The organism is Flavobacterium sp. B183 (assembly GCF_023539155.1).
GTDB lineage: Bacteria > Bacteroidota > Bacteroidia > Flavobacteriales > Flavobacteriaceae > Flavobacterium > Flavobacterium tructae.
In genome coordinates, this window is sequence record NZ_CP097434.1 from 4748947 (window position 1) to 4768543 (window position 19597).

The window sequence follows — 19597 nt, forward strand, 5'->3', positions numbered from 1 at the left end:
TTATTTGAATGTTGTATTGATTTTGCAGGATCACTAAAAATTGATTTCGATATTGATTCTGGAAGCTTCCAGTTGTTTTTCACGTTCGGTTTTAAAACTGTAGGCTCCTATTTCATGTTCTATGCCTTTTGACAATTCTTCGAGAAATACCAGATAACGTTCGGCAAAAAGGTCTATGGTATCTTTGCTAAAAACCTCTTTTCTGTATTCAAGGATGAAATTGGAACCGTTTGAAATTACCCACAAGTCATATTTAACCTGTTCTGTCGCTACATTTTGCGCTTTTGCCTTAAGATTTTCATTGATTGTAAATTCATCGTGAGTAAGCTCATTCCAGGTAAAACCGGTATTGATAAAATTGGTTCCTCTGTCTCCTCTTTCAAATTCTAAATCTCTCAGAATTAAATCGATTGGGTACATTTGGTGCTCAAAAGCTTTTGACAATTTGTGCTGAACCCCTCTGATTATGGTTTCGAAATTTTCATTCTGATGAAGTTGAACTCGTATGGGCAGCAGGTTAACATAGTACCCCAGCTGATCTTCGAGATGGGCATGAGCTCTTCCGGCAAACGGAACTCCTAATACAATATCTGATTGCTCAGTTTGTAGATGCAGAAAACTGAAAAATGCGGCTAAGTGGAATGAAAATTCAGTGACATTAAGCTTTTTAGCGATTTTCTTTATGGCTGAATTGACCCCGGCATTCAGGAAAAAATCAATTTTATTATCTTGATTTTCAATATCATCCGGAAGCAGATACTCATATTTATAATGGAGCGGTTTTAAATGCCCCTGCAGCTCCTTCATCCAATAAGCATTGGTTATGGCGTTTGTTTCAATCTGAGTTTTCAGCCACTGACTGTATTCTTTGTACTGAATGTCTAATTTAGAAGAAGGCAGAACCGCCTCTTTTTTCAATATTGAATTGTAATTACTACTGATCTCTTCTATCAGAAGCTGCAATGACCAGGCATCGGATATGATATGATGAATTACAAATAACAAAACATGGTGTTGGGAATCGATGCGAATTAATTTTGCCTTGAATAAAGACCCTTTGAACAAATCAAATTCAAAATTGCTTATTTGCTTAATTTCCTGCTGTAGTAACAGCTCTTTGTCATTAAAGTCGCTAAAATCTTCGCATCCAATCGAAAGTTTAAACTCTTCAGATGGTGTAATGAACTGTCTGATACTTTTTTCGTCATCTTCTTTAAAAACAGTTCTCAGGATTTCATGCTTTTTGATAACCCGATAGAAAGCTTCTTTAAACGCAATAATGTCAAGCGTTCCATGAAAATGATATACGGCCGGAATATTATAGGCCACTTCATTCCCTTTAAACTGACTTACCATCCAAAGGCTTTTTTGTGCATACGACATCTCGTATGAAGCCGCCGCAGGAACTGCTGTAATAGGTTCAAAATTATTAGAGAACGATCTTTTTATGAGTTCGGCCTGATCTCTTAAAACGGAATATTCAAACAGCTTTTCAAAAGGAACGGTAACCTGTAACTGTTCGTTTATTTTATTAATCAACTGTCCCAGCTTGAGACTGTGCCCTCCCAGATTAAAAAAATCATCGGCCGCACTGATGGTCTCTACTGCTAAAATATCTTTCCAGATAAGTGCTACTATTTTTTCAATCCTTCCTTTTGGCTCCACATAACCACTATTCGTCTCGTTAGTTTCATCGATATTCGGAAGTGCTTCTTTGTCTGTTTTTCCATTTGGAGATAAAGGAATAAAAGGAACCTCAACATAGTATTGCGGTACCATATAAGCAGGCAGTTTGCTTTGCAGATAGGCTTTTAAATCATCTTTAGAAATAGCATTAACAGTTGTGTAGTATGCCACTAAAGTATCAGCGCCTTTAAACGGTTTTACCGCCACCACAACTTGTTTTAGATCTTCTGAAAATTGCAGGAGACCATTTTCTATTTCGTCCAGCTCTATTCGATAACCTCTTAATTTTACCTGATGGTCTTTTCTGCCGAGGAATTCAATATTCCCATCCGGAAACCATTTAACCATATCGCCCGTATCGTATAAAATACTTCCTTCTATAAATGGGTTTTTGATAAATTTAGCCGCCGTAAGTTCTTCTTTATTCAAATATCCCAGAGCTACTCCTTCGCCGGCTAAATAAAGTTTTCCAACAATACCCAGTGGCGTAAGCTGTAGATTTTTGTCTAATACATAAGCCTGTGTATTGGAAATAGGTTTTCCAACCGGGATTGTTTTATAGGTCTTGCCTTTTTCTAACTGGTAATATGTGCTATAAGTTGTATCCTCAGAAGGTCCGTACAGGTTTCTGATTTCTGCTGTAGTGCGCAGCAATTCTCTGGCGATATCTACCGGAAATGGTTCACCTGCTAAATTGATGATACTGGCATTTTCTAATGAAGAAAAATCTTCCTCCATCAGACTTCGTATACTGGAAGGAACGGTATTCAGTAAAACTTTTTTATCGGTTTTTAATTCTTTACTTATCTCCACAGCATTGCTAAGGAGTTTTATAGTCTTACCAACAGATAACGTAAAAAACATTTCATAGGCCGAAAGATCAAAACAATGTGAGGTTACGGCATAGACCAAATCAAAACGTTCTGTATTGAATTCTTTTTTAGCCCAATATAAGAGTGCCGTCACATTTTTATTGGTAATCAGAACGCCTTTCGGTTTACCTGTTGTTCCCGAAGTATAAATAACATAAGCCAAATCTTCAGCTCCGCTTATTTTTGGAAGATTTTTGGTACTATAGTGGTGTTTCTTTACCTGAAACTTACTCCATTCGTTTTCGTCAATTACAACTTTGCAATTACTATCTTCTACAATATATTTTATGCGATCCTCAGGATAATTAACATCCATCGGAACATAAGCTGCTCCTGATTTAAGCACTCCTAAAATGGTTAGGAGCAAACGCTCGTCTCTTTTTAAACGAACACCAACTAAATCGTTGGGTCTGATCGCATAATTTTCTCTCAGATAATCGCCCAATTGATTGGATTGCTCGTGGAGTTCTTTATAAGTCAACTGTACATCATTAAAGATAAGGGCGCAATTATTTGGCGTTTTAGCTGCCTGAGACTCCAGTAGATCAACAATAGTAGCTTCTTTCGGAAAGTATATTTCAGTAGCATTGAATGTTTTCAGTAACAATTCCTTTTCTGTTTCCTCTAAATATTCAATAGCATCAATCGTAACATTTGCATCATTGAATACAGTTGTCAACAAATTCTCGAGATGTTTGAAGATTGCCTTAATCCAAAAGGCATCGTATAAATCGGTATTGTATTCCAGACTTAATAACAACCTTTCCTCCTGCTCCGTAAAAATAAAACTAAGATCAAACTGAGCAGTATTTCGTTTCACGTCATAAGGCTCTATCTCAACTCCCAGCATTGGAACATGGGTCGATAGGGTGTTTAATTGTGCCTGATTTTGCAGTACGACCAACACATCAAACAAGGCCGATCTTGAAGCATCTCTTTTTAAATTAAGTTTGTTGACTAAAGTACTGAAGGAATAATTCTGATGTTCATATGCCTCGATTAAGATCTTTCTTTGCAGCTCTAGTAAGGTCGAAAAACTATTCGTTCCGTTTATTTCGGTTTTAATCGCTAACGTATTTAAAAATAATCCCAGCTGGTTTTCCAGATCCGGGTGCTCCCTTCCGGCTATCGGAGTCCCCAGAACGATCGTATTCTGATTTGTATAGCGGTACAACAAAGCATTGATTCCGGCCATTAACGTCATGAACGGGGTCACATTATTCGTCTTGGAAAAATGTTTTAATTTTGATAAAAAAGCCTCCGAAAATTGATACGAAAGTGTATTACCATTATAAGTTTGTCTGACCGGACGACTTCTGTAACTTGGCAATTCCAAAACAGGAATATCTTCTTTAAATAGAGACAGCCAATAATTTTCTGAATCTAAAACTGCTTCTTCGTTTTCCTGTATCTGCATCCATGCTGCATAATCTTTAAACTGAATTTCCGCAGGTGAAAAATCAACCGGTTTTTCCTGAATCAGATTATTGTAAGCAGCTACAATCTCAGCAAACATCAGTTCTAACGACCAGCCATCACTTATGGTATGCTGCACCACCAATGACAGAATATGTTCGTTCTCTTCTGTTTTTAATAGTGCTGCTTTTAATAATGGTGCTTTCGTTAAATCAAAAATAGCCGCTTGTTGTTCCTTTAAATATTGAGAAATCTCTTCTGTGCTCTTATTCAGATAATTTTCATGAGTAAGAGCAAAATTCCATTCGCCTTCTTCTAAAATGTACTGACTTATTTCGCCATCATAGCCCGCTTTAAAATACGTTCTTAAAATTTCATATTTAGCGATTAAAAGACAGAAAGCTTTTTCGAGTTTTGAAACTTCTAAATCTCCTCTAAATTTTAAGGCTCCGTGCATGTTGTAGGCACTATTACCACCTTCGAGCTGGCTCAGCACCCAAATTTTATGTTGTGAAGAGGTTAACGGGTAATATTCCTGCGCTTTCGCTTTGGGAATTACCTTATAACCTCCTTTTTGTATTTTTTGACTTATCTGTGCAATAGTAGGAGTTAAGAAAAACTCTTTATAAGAAATAGATCCCTCCAACTGTTTGTAAATAAGATTGATCACCTGACCGATCATTAAACTGTGTCCTCCCAAATCGAAAAAGTTGTCTTCGATCCCTACTTTTTCGATCCCTAAAATTTCCTGCCAAATAATAGTCAGTGCTTTTTCTGTTTCACTTTTCGGGGCTACATAATTTGCATTGGATACCTGATTCAATGGCAAATTTTCAAGAACCTTACGATCAATTTTTCCGTTTGGTGTCAACGGAATTTTGTCCACGCCAATCAAATAATGCGGTATCATAAAAACCGGAAGCTTTTCCTTAAGGTAATTTTTTAAAATTTCGTGATCTGTCACTTTAGTTTTAGTGAAATAGACCACCAAACTTTGCACTCCGTTTTTTTGTAATACCAGAGCAACGGCTTGTGTAATATTTTCTGAAAAAGAGAGCACTGCGTTTTCAATTTCTCCCAATTCGATGCGGTATCCTCTTAATTTTACCTGAAAATCTTTTCTTCCCAGAAAATCAATAGTTCCATCCGGAAGCCATTTGGCCATGTCTCCGGTATCGTACATTAAAGATTTCTCTTTAAACGGATTCGGTATGAATTTTTCAGCAGTTAGTTCAGGACGATTCAAATATCCTTTTGACAATCCATCACCCGAGATGTACAATTTTCCTGCTACACCAACAGGAACTAATTCTAAATTTTTATCCAGTAGGTAAACCTGAGTATTCGCCAGCGGCTTCCCTATCGAAACTGAAGCAGTGTACTCTTTTTGCGGTGATAATCTATAAACTGTACTGTATGTTGTATCTTCCGATGGGCCGTATAAATTTCGTATCTCGGCATTAGTCTGTAATAATTTCTTAGCAATATCAACCGGAAAAGGTTCGCCTGCCAGATTTATTATCGTGGCATTTTCTAAACGGTATCCGCTTTCTATAGTATTACGAATGCTCGACGGCACGGTATTGATCAATACCTTTTTATCGTACTGAAGTGCTTCTCCAATTTCGAGTGCATTGTCCAGAATTCTTATTTTTTTTCCAATAGATAAAGGATAAAACAATTCGTAAACCGAAAGATCAAAGCAATAAGAAGTTGCCGCATAGGCCACATCAAAAGCGGCAGCATTAAACTCCTCCTGAGACCAATAAAGTAAAACAACTGCATTATGATGCGTAATCATAACCCCTTTCGGATTTCCGGTAGTTCCCGAAGTATAAATAATATACGCTAAGTCCGTAGACTGATTTAGTCTTTCAGGATTGTCTGTTTTATAATTGTCTTTTTGATTGAGAAAATTTCGAAATTCATTTTCATCTATAACCACTTTACACTGACTGTCCTCTTCAATATATTTGATTCGCTCCTCAGGATAATTAACATCGACAGGCACATAAGCTGCACCGGATTTAAGAATCCCTAATACAACTACTGCTATAAATTCGTTTCGTTCGAGCTTTATTCCAACTAAATCATTAGGCTGAATATCATACTCTTGTCTGAGATAATGGGCCAACTGATTCGCATGCTGATTCAGTTCGTTATAAGTTAATTCCCTGTCCTTAAAAATAACAGCTGTATGAGTTGGTGTTTTTGCTACCTGTTCCTCAAATAACTCAACCAGCGTTTTAGTCGGATATTTTTTTACAGAAGGATTAAAAGAGTCTAACAATTCTTCTTTTTCCAACGGAGTAACAACCGGTATTTGATCAACCGAATCATTCATAAAATGCTCAAGTTGCAACAGCCAGTTTGCATAAATACTTAAAAAATGAGCTGCCACATGATCCTCCACAAACGAAACATCGTAGGAAAGAGATAGCTCCAATTCTGTATCGTTTTTGTTTACTGATAATGAAAACGGAAAGTTATTTTTTGTGTGAGCTGATTTTGAATTGTAGAAAAAGCCAAAAAGCGCATATTCAGCAAAAGGATATTTTTCCTGTAACGTATCGTCGTAATCCGAATGTTTATAAACTTCCTGTAGTTCCTTTTTAACTTCTCCCAAATAATCTTTAAATGATTGACCAGATGCGGAAATACTTTTAAACAATAACGCAGTTTCAGCATCAGTAGGTTTCGACGTGAAAACGAAACTCTCCACTTCAAAATAACGTTGCAGTAAAGCAGTGTAAACCGCAATTAAAACAGTTAGTTCTGCTATTGCATTCTCACCGGTAAGTTTTTTAAAAAACGAAAGATTGTTGGTATCAACTTGTATCTTCTTACTATTCCCATTTTCCGCCTTAATACTATTAATCACGGGGTTATTCTTAACTTTTGTTACCCAATAGTTCGAAATACTTTTTTGTTCGATGGTTGTCATTTAAAACTCTAATAATTTGATGGACATTTACTTTTTCAAAATGTGATGAAAAAAGTATAAGAATTCTGTTTAGTTATAAAAAACTGTCTTTTAATAAAATAGATCTAAATCATTATCGGCTATAGTTCTATTAATTATATGGATACTATAGATATTTAAACTATTACTCTTCAGCAGGAAAAAGCTCGTTCTTATTCAGAGTTTAACTCCATCATAATCGAAAACCGGGCTTTTTACGCTCCATAATGTTAATTTTGCAAATAATAGGATGGAATTGTAGCGGTGATATTTTTCTGCAGCGAATCAATTCTAACCACAATTTTATTGGTGTTGTTTGTATTTAGTACTTCACATTCTAATCCTTTTAAGGAACCGTAAGAGATCGTTTTAAAATCTCCAACACTAAATTCTTCAACATGCGTTTCGACCTCAGTAACGTCATTATTTAAAAGCAAAAGTTCAATTTTTCGCATTTCTTCATCACTGACTTTCGCATACTCCATTCCAAAACGGATGTACATGCAGGCCCCATTAACGGAAAGCGTTTTATAAAAATCTAATGAAGAATTTATCTTTACAAAAACATAAGAAGGAAAAAGCAATTTCTGAATACTTTTTTTTCTGTCCGTACGTGCACTCTGTACCTGAATGGTTGGCAAAAAAGCTTTAATAGACAAATATCCAAGCATATCAAATACTTTTCTTTCATGATGACATTTAACATATAAAACGTACCAACCATTGTGAATTGACTTCATAAATAACACTCCATTTTTTTAATAGCTTCGCTGTCCTCGGTTACGAGGATACTCTTCTTAATGCGGATTTGAAAAATTAAAACACATTTTATTTACGGCTAAAATAGTAGTAGTCTATATATAAAAATTACGGACTTTTTAAATAAAAACTACGGGCTTTCATATTAAAAAGCATCAAACACTGATAATAAATCAAATACTCGTTGTTTATGTGCGGAAGGCGAAAACGATTATAATACTCTAAAAACCAACCACTAAGAAAAAAGTCGATTTAAACATTTTGGTTTAAAAAAAATCGGAGGACGGAGAAGTATTTTGTTTTAAAAAAAACAAACCCGACAAGTTTTGAAAACCTGTCGGGTTTATATTTCACAATATAAGTCAAAAATTAGTCGTTTTTCGGCGTCAAGTCAGCTCCCGAATATTAAACTGGACTTCAATTTTGGTTCCTTCTCCAATTTGTGATTCAATACTAAATTTACCTTTTAGCGAACTGGTTCTTTCTTTCATATTGCTTAAACCAATGCCCTCTTTTTTAGTTGAAGTATCAAATCCCTGACCATTGTCAGTAATTGACATTCTTAGAATACTATTAGCCTCAAACTGAATTTTAATTTCACATTTTGTGGCATTCGCATACTTGTTGATATTTAAAATCGCTTCCTGAATAATGCGGTATAAATTAATCTTATAAATGTTTTGAATAGCCGACCATTCAAAATTTTCGTCGGTTGTATAGCTAAATTCAGTATCACTAATACCCTTTTGACCTTCGACTAAACTTAACAATAAAACATTGAAGTCATTACCATCTAAAAAAGAACTGTGGCTCAGATCATGTGATACCATTCTAACCTCATTTTCTATATTTTGCAGTTCAAAAATATATTCCTTTCTTTTTTCAATTATCTCCTTCTCTACCTTAGAATTAAAAAAGCCCAGATTCATTCGGACTCCATAAATTCTATTCATAATTCCGTCATGAAGTTCTTTTGCAATTTTAGATTTTTCATTATCTCTTGCATTGTTTATTTTTTCATGCTGTTCCATCAGCAATAAATAGATTTCCTCGTTTGCAGACTTTTGCTTTTTAAGGAACTGAAATTCTTTATTTTTATACTTGGAATATCTTAAAATAACAACAATCAGCAATACAAAAATTGACGCAAATGAGAGGATTAAAATATAGAAATTTTTCTTGGTCAGAATCTTATTTTCGTCTTCAATTCGGGAAGTTTCATACTCAATTCTTGCATATTTATTATGTGCATTTTTTTGAACAATATTGATGCTATCACTCAAATTAATGTACTCATTTGCATAATAGAGGCTGTTTTTCTTGTCCAGAGTAGAAAGTAGTTTTAATGACGTTAAAATTTCATTACTGTTCTTAATTCGCGTAGCCAACAAATTGGCTTCTTTTAAAACTTCTATTGCTTTAGCAGTATCTTTTTGTGTTAGAAAATACTCTCCAATGCGGATCTTTTTATATAAAATATCTGCTTCATCTCCTTTATTTTTCAAAATCTCTAATGATTTAGAGAACATTTCATAAACATTGTCGTATTCCCCTATTTTCATTTTAGAATAGGCCAGATTACTCAGAACATTAGCATACAAACGAGGCCAATTTTTCTCTAAATCACTTGAAAGTAAACCTTGCAGCTTTGCTATAGACTTTAAATATTCTCCTTTTAAATCATACAGATTACAAATATTAATCGTAGCGGTAACATTGTAATTGGTTATTTCATCTTTGTCAATATGATTCAGTTTTATCTTTTCCAGATTATTCAAAGCCATACGATGGTACCACAATGCTTTATCATAATTGACCAGCTTTTCCAGGCAATTCCCCATTAAGGCATTACAGCAATAGAGTAATTGTTGATCTTTAGATTCTTTTAAATACTGTAAAGCTTTAGAGATTTCGACTTCGCATTCGATATAATTTCCGTCATAAAACAAAACATAAGCTTTGTTAAATAACATCCGTCCCGTATTATCGTAATCCGATAATGTAGAATATACTTTTTCGGCTTGCAAATAATAAAAATAAGCGCTGTCCTTTTTTACATTTCCATAGCTGTCGCCAATATAATAAAATGCTTTTGCGATTCCTTCTTTGTCGTCAACCTCTTTAGACAATCTCAAAACCTCTAAACTGGCTGCTAAAGATTTCTTTGGGTTTTTATTGTAGTAATATTCTGTGGACAGCTTAAAATGAAGATTTCTGGTAACAGAATCATTATTCTGATCCTTTAATAAATTAAATATGGAATCTAAATATTTTTCTTTCTCCTTACCATTTAAATGCTTACCATCAAATGAAATAGTGATTTTATCATTAGCATTCGCGAATTCATTTTTCCTGCAGGAAAAAAAAGTCAGCACAAGTAATAAGCAAACTATTTTAAAAGGTGTCGTCAAAAGTTTAAGTATTATTTTACAATTTCAAATATAGGGTTTTGAAATAAAAAGACTATAAGATTTAAAAATAAATCAAATAGTCTTTTTTATAAACACAAAAACATTTAGTCTTTTCTGGTTGGTCTTGTAATTTCGGGATCACCCTCAGTATTTAACAAGTCAATATCCGAATTAGTCGTTCCATTTACCATATTATTTGCTTTTGGATCCAGTTTTTCATGCAATTTTTTTGATTGACTACTCTGAGTTTTCGGCGTTTCGTAATCATCATTTGTACATGAAAAAGTTAACAATGCTACAGCAATTAGCAATCCCGGAATAAATAACTTCGTTTTCATAAAAATAACTTTAATTGATTATTAAAACAAAAAAACACTAAACTCCGGATTAAAATGTACGGTAAATCCGTAATATTTCATTTAATTCATGTTAAAAATGGGACTTACACTAATTATCACTCATTCAACTAATCTTCTTAGTTGTAAAACAATCAAAATTCCATTACGGAAAAACCGTAGTTTTTCTTACATTTGTTTCCAATAGAATTAAACAAATTATGAATCTTAATATTTTGATCGTCGACGACCATCCAATGACGGTGGACAGCTATATCAATCTCTTATCTGATGGTGAGTTTCAGCAAAATTTACCAAATTTTATTAAAAGTCATAATTGTGAAGATGCTTACAATAAAATCATTCTTCATCACAAGCAAAATATTAATATAGATTTTGCTTTACTTGATATTAATCTGCCGCCCTACAAACAATCAAATATTAATGACGGTATAGATCTGGCCTATTTAATCAAGGAAAAATTTCCGAATTGCAAAATAGTACTCCTTACTATGCGTAGTGAACCTTTGACTGTCGACAAAATAATAAAAGGAATTCGGCCTGAGGGTTTTATATCCAAAAGTGACATCAATTTTGAACAGTTCCCTGTAATTTGTAAAAACATTATTAAGGGCGAAATATTCAGAAGTGATACCATTGTTGAATCTCAAAGAGAACTGTTTAAGAAAAATATAAATTGGGACAATCACGACAATCAAATTTTAATTCTAATCTCTGAAGGCGTAAAAACAGTAAATCTTCCGGAATATATCCCTCTTTCAATGAGCGCTATAGAAAAAAGGAAAGCCAACATAAAAGATCAGTTATTAAAAGGAAAAGGGAGCGACAAAGATCTAATTGAAAAGGCTAAAACGCTGGGATTATTATAACAAGGTCGGTATTCTCCTTATTTTATTTAAAGACACAAAACAAAGGAGGCTGTCCTTTCAGACAGCCTTCCATTCAATCAATTTCTATTTAAAATCGACTATTTTATTATCTTTTTATCTGGCTGTGCCACACCATCTACTTTCACCTTCAAAAAGTAGAAACCGTTGGTAAGATTACTGCCATCTACAGTTATAGTGTCATCATTGGCATCGTATGATTTAACAAACATCTTCTGTCCTAAACTGTTATAAATTAATACCTCTACTTTTTTCCCCGAAAATGAATCAGAACTAATGTTTATGACATCATTAAACGGATTTGGATAAGCTTTAAAAGCTGCTTTGCTTTCAAAATCTACAGTACTCAAAGTAGGGAAAGTGAAATTTTGAACGGTGTCCGGGGTTTTAATAGAAGCTTGCGGTTCTGTGCTGTATGCATATCGTATTACTGCAAAACTTTTTCCGTCTGTACTTACGGCTGCTTCAAAATAACCATAATAAGGAATGCCGTTTTTAAGAAATGTAAATCCAATGAATCCCGTTTTTCCATTCCAGTTATTATAAGCAGGACTGCTAATCATTGCATCTCCTGACGAATTCCAGTTGTTGCTTCCTCCAATTGTCTGATTGGTTCCAATAAAACTAATTGAACTTGTTCCTGTTTCACTTACTAAACCGTTATTGGTCAAAAATTTCACGCCCTCTTCGCCATACTGCAGCTTAAATTCGGTATCGTTTCCATCTACCTCGGCAGTAATTCTGAAGGATCCCGAAGGACTCGCAGCCGAAACTACTATCGGGGTCGGTAAATCTACTTTAACCACCACATAAGCATTTGTAAAAGTAAAATCAGTAGTGAACGATTTATTTTCTAAAACTGCAGTTCCCCCGGTAATAGCCGGATCTAAAAAGGTAATTGTAGCTGTAGTGGCATTGGCTGCCTCATTAGCAATGGCTTTGCCCTGATAACTTACCTGAACCGTAGTGTTATTTACTACACTCACACTGGCAGTTAAACCCGATGGTAAACCTGTTATAGTAAAATCCGTCCCCTGAACTAAATTGCCTGAACTTTTTGTAAAAGTTCCACCATTTGTTGTCAGCTGTACCGTTACTGTGGTTGTAAAAGTTCCGTTATTTGTTAATTTATCTTCAGCGATTGTTGTCGGATTGTTACTCATCTTAACCACCCCCAACTGGAGAGGCGTAGTAATTGAAGCCGTAGGAGCTGTATTATAGGCATATTTGCTGATCGTATAACTCTGGCCATCGGCACTTACAACCGTTTCAAAATAACCATAATAAGGCACTCCATTCTTCGTATATTTAAAACCTATAAAACCTGTTTTACCGTCCCAAACCGTATAAGAACTGCTTCTTAAAGTAGGAACTCTAGTCCCGTTCCAATTGCTTGCTGCACCAATTGTAACGTTATAGCCTAAGTACGAGATATTGTTAATTCCTGATTCGCAAACCAAATCCTTATCATAATTTTCTAACTTTAAGTCATTGCCGTCAATAAATAACCCGTAGCTGGTATGATCTGCATCTGCCGTAATATTAAACGGATTCCATTTAGAACCTGTAACAGATACTGTTAAAGGAGTTGGAAGATCAACATAAATAATTTTATAAGCGTTCTTAAAAATAAACTTAGTTGTAAAATAATCCGTATCAAGAATCGCAGCTCCTCCGGTAATTGCAGGATTCAGGAAAATAACAGTCGCCGTGACTGTATTTGAAGCTTCATTGGCCGTCGCTTTACCCGTATAACTCAACTCAGCTGTTGTACTGTTTAATAAAGTAATTACAGGAGTCAAACCTGCTGGCAATCCTGTAACGGTAAAATCTGTTCCCTGAACTAAATTTCCTGAACTTTTTGTAAAAGTCCCACCGTTTGTTGTTAACTGAATTGTGATTTTTGTTTCAAAACTTCCATCATTAGTTACAGCATTTTCATTGATTTCATCCGGTGTGGTGGCTAAATGAACAGAAAGATCTGCCGGAATATCCTCCGTAAGTATACCTGCCAGAGGTTCTGTATTGTAAGCATATTCTAATAATGTGTAGGCAGTTCCCTTAGCATTTACTTTCACCTTAAACCAACCATAACATGGTTCATCAGCTATTGTAAATTTAAAACCAATATAGCCCGTCTTACCATCCCATGATTTATAACCCGCATTTCTTAAATTGTGCAGATCAGGATAACTGCCCCCTTCAATAAAATTACTGTTGCCATCAATAAGTTGATTGGCTCCAATCAAACTCATGTTTAAAGAATTGCCCTCACAAACAATAGACTTTGTATAGGTTTCTAATTTAAGATCACCCTTATCCACAAAAACTCCATAATCCTGTTGATCGGCATCCGCTGTAATTCTGAAGAATTTCCACGTATTTTCAGCATCCACGGTATAATTCAGATCTTTCACATGTACAATCGCATAAGGATCTCTAAAATTAATTTTAACAGCTGCAACAGAAGTTGACAATACTGCCACCCCACCTGTAATAGCAGGATTTAAAAAGGTTACTGCTACCTGAGTACTATTTTCTTTCAAATGCACCGCAGCATTTCCTGTAAAAGCCAATTGAACTTCGGTAGTACTTATTACATTTAGTTTAGCCGTCAAACCAGCCGGAACACCTGTGATCGTATAATCAACTCCGGGAGTTAGTATTCCTGAATTTTTGACAAAAGTTCCATTGTTCGTCGTTAATTTAATAGAAGAAATTTGAGAAATGCTTCCATTATTAACAGCACTCTCCGAAAGAGAAGCCGGCGAAACACTTAACGCCACTTTATCTGTGATTCCGGTATAAATGGTTCCGCCCGGTTGTGTATTATAAGCATATTCTACAATACTATATCCTGAACCGTCTGCAGCAACAACTGCTTTTAACCAACCGTAACATTTTTCTCCATCAATGGTGTATTCGAAACCTAAATAATCCGTTTTTCCATCCCATGCCTTATAAGAAGAGGTTCTAAGATCTAATTGGTTCGGATATGCTCCCGGCGCTGTAAAATTACTGCTCGCATTAATTGCGGCATTAAAGCCGAGAGGAGTAATATTATTAGTTCCTGTATTGGTTACCAGTCTTTTCCCGTAAGTTTCTACTTTTAAATGATTGGCTGCAAATCGCCACGCACCATATTTTACATCATCTCCTTTTTCAAGCGCAAAATATTTCCAGGTAGACGTTGGCGTAACTATCATATCGGGTATATCCACGTAGAAAATACCGTAAGGATCTCTAAACTTAAAATTCCAACTCAAACCATCACAAAGCATACCACTCACTCCACCATTTAATGCAGGGGCTAACAATGTAATTCCACCGCTGGCAGTATTACTTGCGTTATGATTCGTTGCCGTTCCGCTTATAGTAACGGTAGCCTGATTGCTACTGTTTATAACAATCGCAGCACTTAAACCAGCGGGCAAATTAGAACTAAAATCTACCCCGGAAGTTAAAGCTCCCGACGATTTCGAAAAGACGGTTCCATTTAAAGTAATTACAGCGTTGCCTGTAACCGCTCCGTTATTAGCAATATCTTCTTTAAAACTTGTAACATTTGTGGTTACACTGCTTCCGGTTGAATTAACACCGGTATCGATCAAATTTTGTGCTGACCATAAAGTTTTTCTTGCAGCGTGTTGTAAAGCGGCAAGCATTCTCGCTACCTGTCCTTGTGTAAACATCTTACTGCATCCTTGTGCAGCATTGTACCCCATATAATTCTCGATATTTACTTTGTCACCGTCGCAATTCGTTCCCGGTACACAGCCTAAAGAATGTTTTCCGTCTTCTTTTGGAGTATCATCCACTTCATCAGTCCCTGTGCAGCCACCATCAAAAGTATGGATCAAATTCAGGAAATGACCAAACTCGTGAGTCAGTACCGAGGCAAATTCTTTATTGGTATTTTCTCCCAGATAAGCTCCGTTATAAACGCATCTTGCCAATTTATTATCGGACATCCACGAATCCGGGTACCAGCAAACTCCTGAATTATTGGTAGCTCCATCAGCATACAAATCATTCTGAATGTAAACGTTCATGTATTTGTAATTGTCCCAGGCATCTGCCTGAATTTGGCTATCGTACCCACTTCCGTTACCATATCCGTCTTTTTTTCTTTCAAAAATTACACCGGTGGTACATTTTCCATTTGGATCTATCTGTGCGAGTTTAAACTCAATATTTAAGGTTCCCCTTCTTGCCTGAAAAAAGGGCTCTACGGTATTGAAGTCATCATTCAAACCCTGAAAATCCTCATTAAGATGTCTTAAAGCTGTTTGTATTTTTTCAAGAGTAACTGTTTTACCATTAAACGATGTACCATACACGTGAAAAACAACCGGTATGGTATAAGTAGTATTTATCGAACTTTTATTGGTTTTCAGCTTTTTAGCGTATTCTTTACTAAAAAAATTAAACGCTTTACTTTCTTTCAATGAACCGGGGTGGTTCTTTAATTGTAATTCATTGACCTCTTTTGTACGACAGCTGTGTGAAGGCTCGATTAGATCCTGTGCTTTAACTCCCTGCATACTCCAGAGGCAACACAATACTAATAAAAGTAGTTGTTTTTTCATAATACTTGTTTTGGTTTAGTTTTGTTATTTTGTTAATTATTTACAGCACACATAATTTAAATCTTAATTTATTACGATTTAAATCAAGATACTCCACTTATTATATGAATTAACGTTTCAAATCTAACTTTAACCCAAATGTTATCTTTATGCTATATTAGTATGAAATGATATTATATTATTGTTTTTCAGGGCGACACGATTTTTTAACACAACTTATCTTCTATTTTTCAAAGTTCAGTCTAAAAATTGAGAAGTTTTTTTCATAAAAAACGCTAAAAAAAGCCCTTAAATGAAGTTTACAAATTGGTTTTGAATACTTTGCATTTTCACTTTTATAAATCCGGGATTCTAATCTGATAAAATGATTCAAACACAACAATATAAAATAAGAAAATACGTTCAAACAGTTCTAACTTTAATTACATTATGGAATATTCAAAAAATTACACTGCTGCGGATGCACACATAGACATACAAGGAATTATGGACGGTTTATACTACCCTTTTTATATGGAAGAATGCCGTCATGACTTTGTTCGTGAGGTTTTAGGTTTTGATTTTGTGCAACAGGCTCAAAATGGCGTGTTTATGGTTTTATCCGAATACAGCATCAAATTTATCCGCTCGCTAAAAAAAGACGACAATTTTGATGTTACTTGTGCTGTTTATACTGATGCTCAGGGATTACCGCGTTTGCATTTCAAACAATCGATTATTAAAAACGGGAAAACAATGGCTACGGCTGTATTTACAGGAACCTGTATTCCCGCTACCGGAGGCCGACCTTATTTGCCTGAAGAATTGAAAACAAATTTTGTTGATGCACCTTCATTACAGCTATAAGTAGAGAAAAATCTCTTCCGAAAACAGAATATAAATCAATTTCTCTTCTTTGGGATTAGGCTTGTGCCCTTTCAGGGCTAAAACAATCATTATCAATATCCCTTTCATAGTCCTTCGCAGTATGCTATTGCTAAGGCTCTTTCAGAGCGATAGATGGTATTAAACAGGTTATGTGCAATGCTTCCTTTACCGCAAAGCTTTTTTTAATTATAAAACTCCCGGCATAGAAAAATATCTTGGTATGATACCTGAGAGTAGTTAAAACAAAAAATCCCAAACTCCAGTTTTAAATTGGAATTTGGGATTTAAAATTTATTTTTTTATCAGATCTAGTCTAAAACGAAGCTTACATTTACGTTTGCTGTAATTTCAATTTCTCCAACTGCAAGCGTTTCATTTTCAGCACCACCGTTAGTATCCATAGCCATTGATTTCATAGCTGCATACATCGGTCTAGGATTGTATACTTGAGAATTGTCTGAAATTGTAATCGCTTTACCTACTTTTTGTCCTAAAACTGAAACGTAGTCTTCCGCTTTTGCTTTAGCATCTTTAATCGCTAATTTACGAGCTTCTGATTGGTGCTGTGCTAATTTAGAAGATTCAAAAGAAACATTATCGATACGATTAATTCCTTGTTGTACCAAACCTTCCATCACTTCATCGTACTTAGATAAATCTTTCAATACAATTTCTACAGTCTGAGTAGCATTATAACTTGTTTTCTTTTTTTCGTAATCGTATTGCGGATTAAGCGAAACTTGTTTCGTTTTGTAATCAGCAACAGGAACATTCATTTTTTTAATAAATTTCAAAACAGCGTCAATTTTTTCGTCGTTTTGTTTTTTGACATCTTTAGCATTATTCCCTTTTGTTTCCACCGTAGCTGAAATACAAACCTGATCTGGTGCTATTTTTACTTTTCCTTCACCACTTACATTGATTTGAGGAATTTGTTTGACTTCTTGTGCGTAAGACATAGACATAAACATGATGGTTAAAAATAATACTACTTTCTTCATTTTTATTATATTTAAATTATTTGATTAGTGACCTTTCAAAAGTTGTGCCATTGTTACAATTTCCCCAATTTAGCCATTACGAAAAGGATTAAAATAGGGATTGCCAACAATATTACCATTAAACTATGATCTACAAATAAAGAAGGCTCTTTGATCAAAGTTATGAAATATCCGCCAATAGCACCTCCAAAATGTGCTGTATGTCCAATATTATCATTTTTAGCCTTCATTCCGTATATCGAATACAATAAATACAAAATTCCAAATAAATAGGCCGGCATTGGTATGACAAAAAAGATTCCCAACATCATATCCGGCTGTAACAATATGGCGGAGTATAAAACTCCTGTCACCGCACCCGACGCCCCTACTGCACGGTAACTATAATCGTTTTTATGAAACAGCATCGTTAATAAGCTTCCGAAAATTAAACTCCCGAAATAAATTAACAGAAAAGAAAAATTACCCAGCCATTGCAATACCACCGGAGCAAAAAACCAAAGTGTAAGCATATTAAAAAGCAAATGCATCATATCGGCATGTAAAAAACCGGATGAAAGCATTCTTATTTGTTCTCCCGAACGAATACTTCCTACATGAAACTCATATTTTCTAAAAAAAGCAAGATTGTTGAAACCCTGATAACTAATCAAAACATTGGCAACTATAATTCCAATCAAAATGGTATTCATAAAAAACTTTTAATGTGAATTGTAAATATAATCATTCTTAAACATATGTTAGCATCAATTCAAAATATCGCTCGTAATTCATTTTTGCTTTATATTTGTAAAAAAAACAATACATGCAATTTCTCGTTTATATAATAGCCTATCCTTTTCTATGGCTTATCTCTATTCTCCCGTTCCGAATATTTTACTGGTTTTCTGATTTTGTTTGTTTTCTGATTTACAGAATCGTAGGCTATCGCAAAAAAGTAGTACGTGAAAACTTAAAACTTACTTTACCACATTTAAATGATGCTGAGCGAAAAGAAATTGAAAAAAAATTCTATAGCCACATGTGCGACATGTTTCTGGAAATGATCAAAACGATGAGCATTTCACCTGAAGAAATGGAAAGAAGATTTAAAACTACGAATATTGAGATTGTAAACGAGTATGCGAAAAAAGGTAAAAGTACCATTCTGGTAGCTGCGCACTACGCCAGTTATGAATGGCTTTTAACCATGAACACTAAAATTGCTTTTCAGGGTATAGCAGTCTATAAAAAAGTGGCCAACCCCTACTTTGATAAATTGGTTCGAAAAATACGTTCTAAATACGATACGGAACTAGTCGAAACCAGAAAAGCGATTCCAACAATGGCTCAAAACCAGCGTAACGGAATTTTAAGTATGTACGGTTTAGCCAGCGACCAATCGCCTAAACTGGACCGAATTTTCCATTCGATGAAATTTATGGGAATTGAAGTTCCAGTGCATACAGGTGCCGAAATGCTGGCCAAAAAATACGATCTGAGTGTTATTTTTGTAAAAGTAAAAAAAGTAGCCAGAGGATATTACGAAGCTACCTTTGTACCGATTGCCGATAATCCGAATGATTATAAAAATTTTGACATTACGGAGAAATACTTAAGAGAAGTAGAAAAACAAATTTATGAAGCTCCTGAATTCTATTTATGGACGCACAAAAGATGGAAACACAGGATAGAGTAATTTTTTTTATGAAATGTGAGATGTAAAATGTGAATTGTGAGTTTTTGATGTTCAAACCTAAAATACTTTTTCACTTTTCACTTTTGAGTCTTTAAAATAAAAAAACACCTTTT

General features: G+C 34.9%; 10 protein-coding genes. 3 read left to right on the plus strand and 7 right to left on the minus strand.

The genetic code is table 11. The features are described from left to right. Window positions 1-33: 33 nt before the first annotated feature. From M4I44_RS19395 to M4I44_RS19410, 4 genes are all read right to left on the minus strand, one after another. Entirely contained in the window at window positions 34-6918 is a 6885-nt protein-coding gene (locus M4I44_RS19395) for a non-ribosomal peptide synthetase (RefSeq protein ID WP_249965816.1), read from the minus strand. Between the two features lie 248 nt (window positions 6919-7166). Continuing rightward, window positions 7167-7676 carry a UpxY family transcription antiterminator gene (locus M4I44_RS19400; protein WP_070908830.1) on the minus strand — a complete coding sequence of 170 codons (510 nt, stop codon included), beginning with the start codon at window positions 7674-7676 and terminating at the stop codon, window positions 7167-7169. A gap of 405 nt (window positions 7677-8081) precedes the next feature. Continuing rightward, window positions 8082-10106, minus strand: a complete 2025-nt coding sequence (locus M4I44_RS19405; protein ID WP_233431410.1) for a tetratricopeptide repeat-containing sensor histidine kinase — start codon at window positions 10104-10106, stop codon at window positions 8082-8084. Window positions 10107-10210: 104 nt separating this feature from the next. Then, a complete protein-coding gene (locus M4I44_RS19410) occupies window positions 10211-10444 on the minus strand; it encodes a hypothetical protein (RefSeq protein WP_017496638.1) in 234 nt (77 codons plus the stop codon). A gap of 218 nt (window positions 10445-10662) precedes the next feature. Here M4I44_RS19410 and M4I44_RS19415 point away from each other — a divergent pair, with 218 nt between their 5' ends. Continuing rightward, a complete protein-coding gene (locus tag M4I44_RS19415) occupies window positions 10663-11331 on the plus strand; it encodes a response regulator (protein WP_017496639.1) in 669 nt (222 codons plus the stop codon). 98 nt (window positions 11332-11429) lie between these two features. Here the strand turns inward: M4I44_RS19415 and M4I44_RS19420 are convergent, their stop codons facing one another. Then, window positions 11430-15938 carry a zinc-dependent metalloprotease gene (locus M4I44_RS19420; protein ID WP_249965817.1) on the minus strand — a complete coding sequence of 1503 codons (4509 nt, stop codon included), beginning with the start codon at window positions 15936-15938 and terminating at the stop codon, window positions 11430-11432. Between the two features lie 429 nt (window positions 15939-16367). Here M4I44_RS19420 and M4I44_RS19425 point away from each other — a divergent pair, with 429 nt between their 5' ends. Continuing rightward, window positions 16368-16784 (plus strand): thioesterase family protein, encoded by a 417-nt coding sequence (locus tag M4I44_RS19425; protein ID WP_249965818.1) that lies wholly within the window; start codon window positions 16368-16370, stop codon window positions 16782-16784. Window positions 16785-17113: 329 nt separating this feature from the next. Here M4I44_RS19425 and M4I44_RS19430 read toward each other — a convergent pair whose 3' ends face one another. Both M4I44_RS19430 and M4I44_RS19435 read right to left on the minus strand, forming a co-directional pair. Beyond that, complete coding sequence (locus M4I44_RS19430; protein WP_249965819.1) at window positions 17114-17806, minus strand: SIMPL domain-containing protein; 693 nt, start codon at window positions 17804-17806, stop codon at window positions 17114-17116. 53 nt (window positions 17807-17859) lie between these two features. Further along, on the minus strand, window positions 17860-18498 hold the full coding sequence (locus tag M4I44_RS19435; RefSeq protein WP_017496644.1) for a rhomboid family intramembrane serine protease: 639 nt from the start codon (window positions 18496-18498) through the stop codon (window positions 17860-17862). Between the two features lie 113 nt (window positions 18499-18611). On the opposite strand from M4I44_RS19435, the gene M4I44_RS19440 reads away from it, so the two are divergent. Continuing rightward, window positions 18612-19484 carry a lysophospholipid acyltransferase family protein gene (locus M4I44_RS19440; protein ID WP_017496645.1) on the plus strand — a complete coding sequence of 291 codons (873 nt, stop codon included), beginning with the start codon at window positions 18612-18614 and terminating at the stop codon, window positions 19482-19484. Window positions 19485-19597 lie beyond the last annotated feature (113 nt).

Excerpts from the sequence above, each read along its gene's own strand:
- M4I44_RS19395 (WP_249965816.1), bottom strand. The coding sequence starts at position 6,918 with ATGACAACCATCGAACAAAAAAGTATTTCGAACTATTGGGTAACAAAA.
- M4I44_RS19400 (WP_070908830.1), bottom strand. The coding sequence starts at position 7,676 with ATGAAGTCAATTCACAATGGTTGGTACGTTTTATATGTTAAATGTCAT.
- M4I44_RS19410 (WP_017496638.1), bottom strand. The coding sequence starts at position 10,444 with ATGAAAACGAAGTTATTTATTCCGGGATTGCTAATTGCTGTAGCATTG.
- M4I44_RS19415 (WP_017496639.1), top strand. The coding sequence starts at position 10,663 with ATGAATCTTAATATTTTGATCGTCGACGACCATCCAATGACGGTGGAC.
- M4I44_RS19420 (WP_249965817.1), bottom strand. The coding sequence starts at position 15,938 with ATGAAAAAACAACTACTTTTATTAGTATTGTGTTGCCTCTGGAGTATG.
- M4I44_RS19425 (WP_249965818.1), top strand. The coding sequence starts at position 16,368 with ATGGAATATTCAAAAAATTACACTGCTGCGGATGCACACATAGACATA.
- M4I44_RS19430 (WP_249965819.1), bottom strand. The coding sequence starts at position 17,806 with ATGAAGAAAGTAGTATTATTTTTAACCATCATGTTTATGTCTATGTCT.
- M4I44_RS19435 (WP_017496644.1), bottom strand. The coding sequence starts at position 18,498 with ATGAATACCATTTTGATTGGAATTATAGTTGCCAATGTTTTGATTAGT.
- M4I44_RS19440 (WP_017496645.1), top strand. The coding sequence starts at position 18,612 with ATGCAATTTCTCGTTTATATAATAGCCTATCCTTTTCTATGGCTTATC.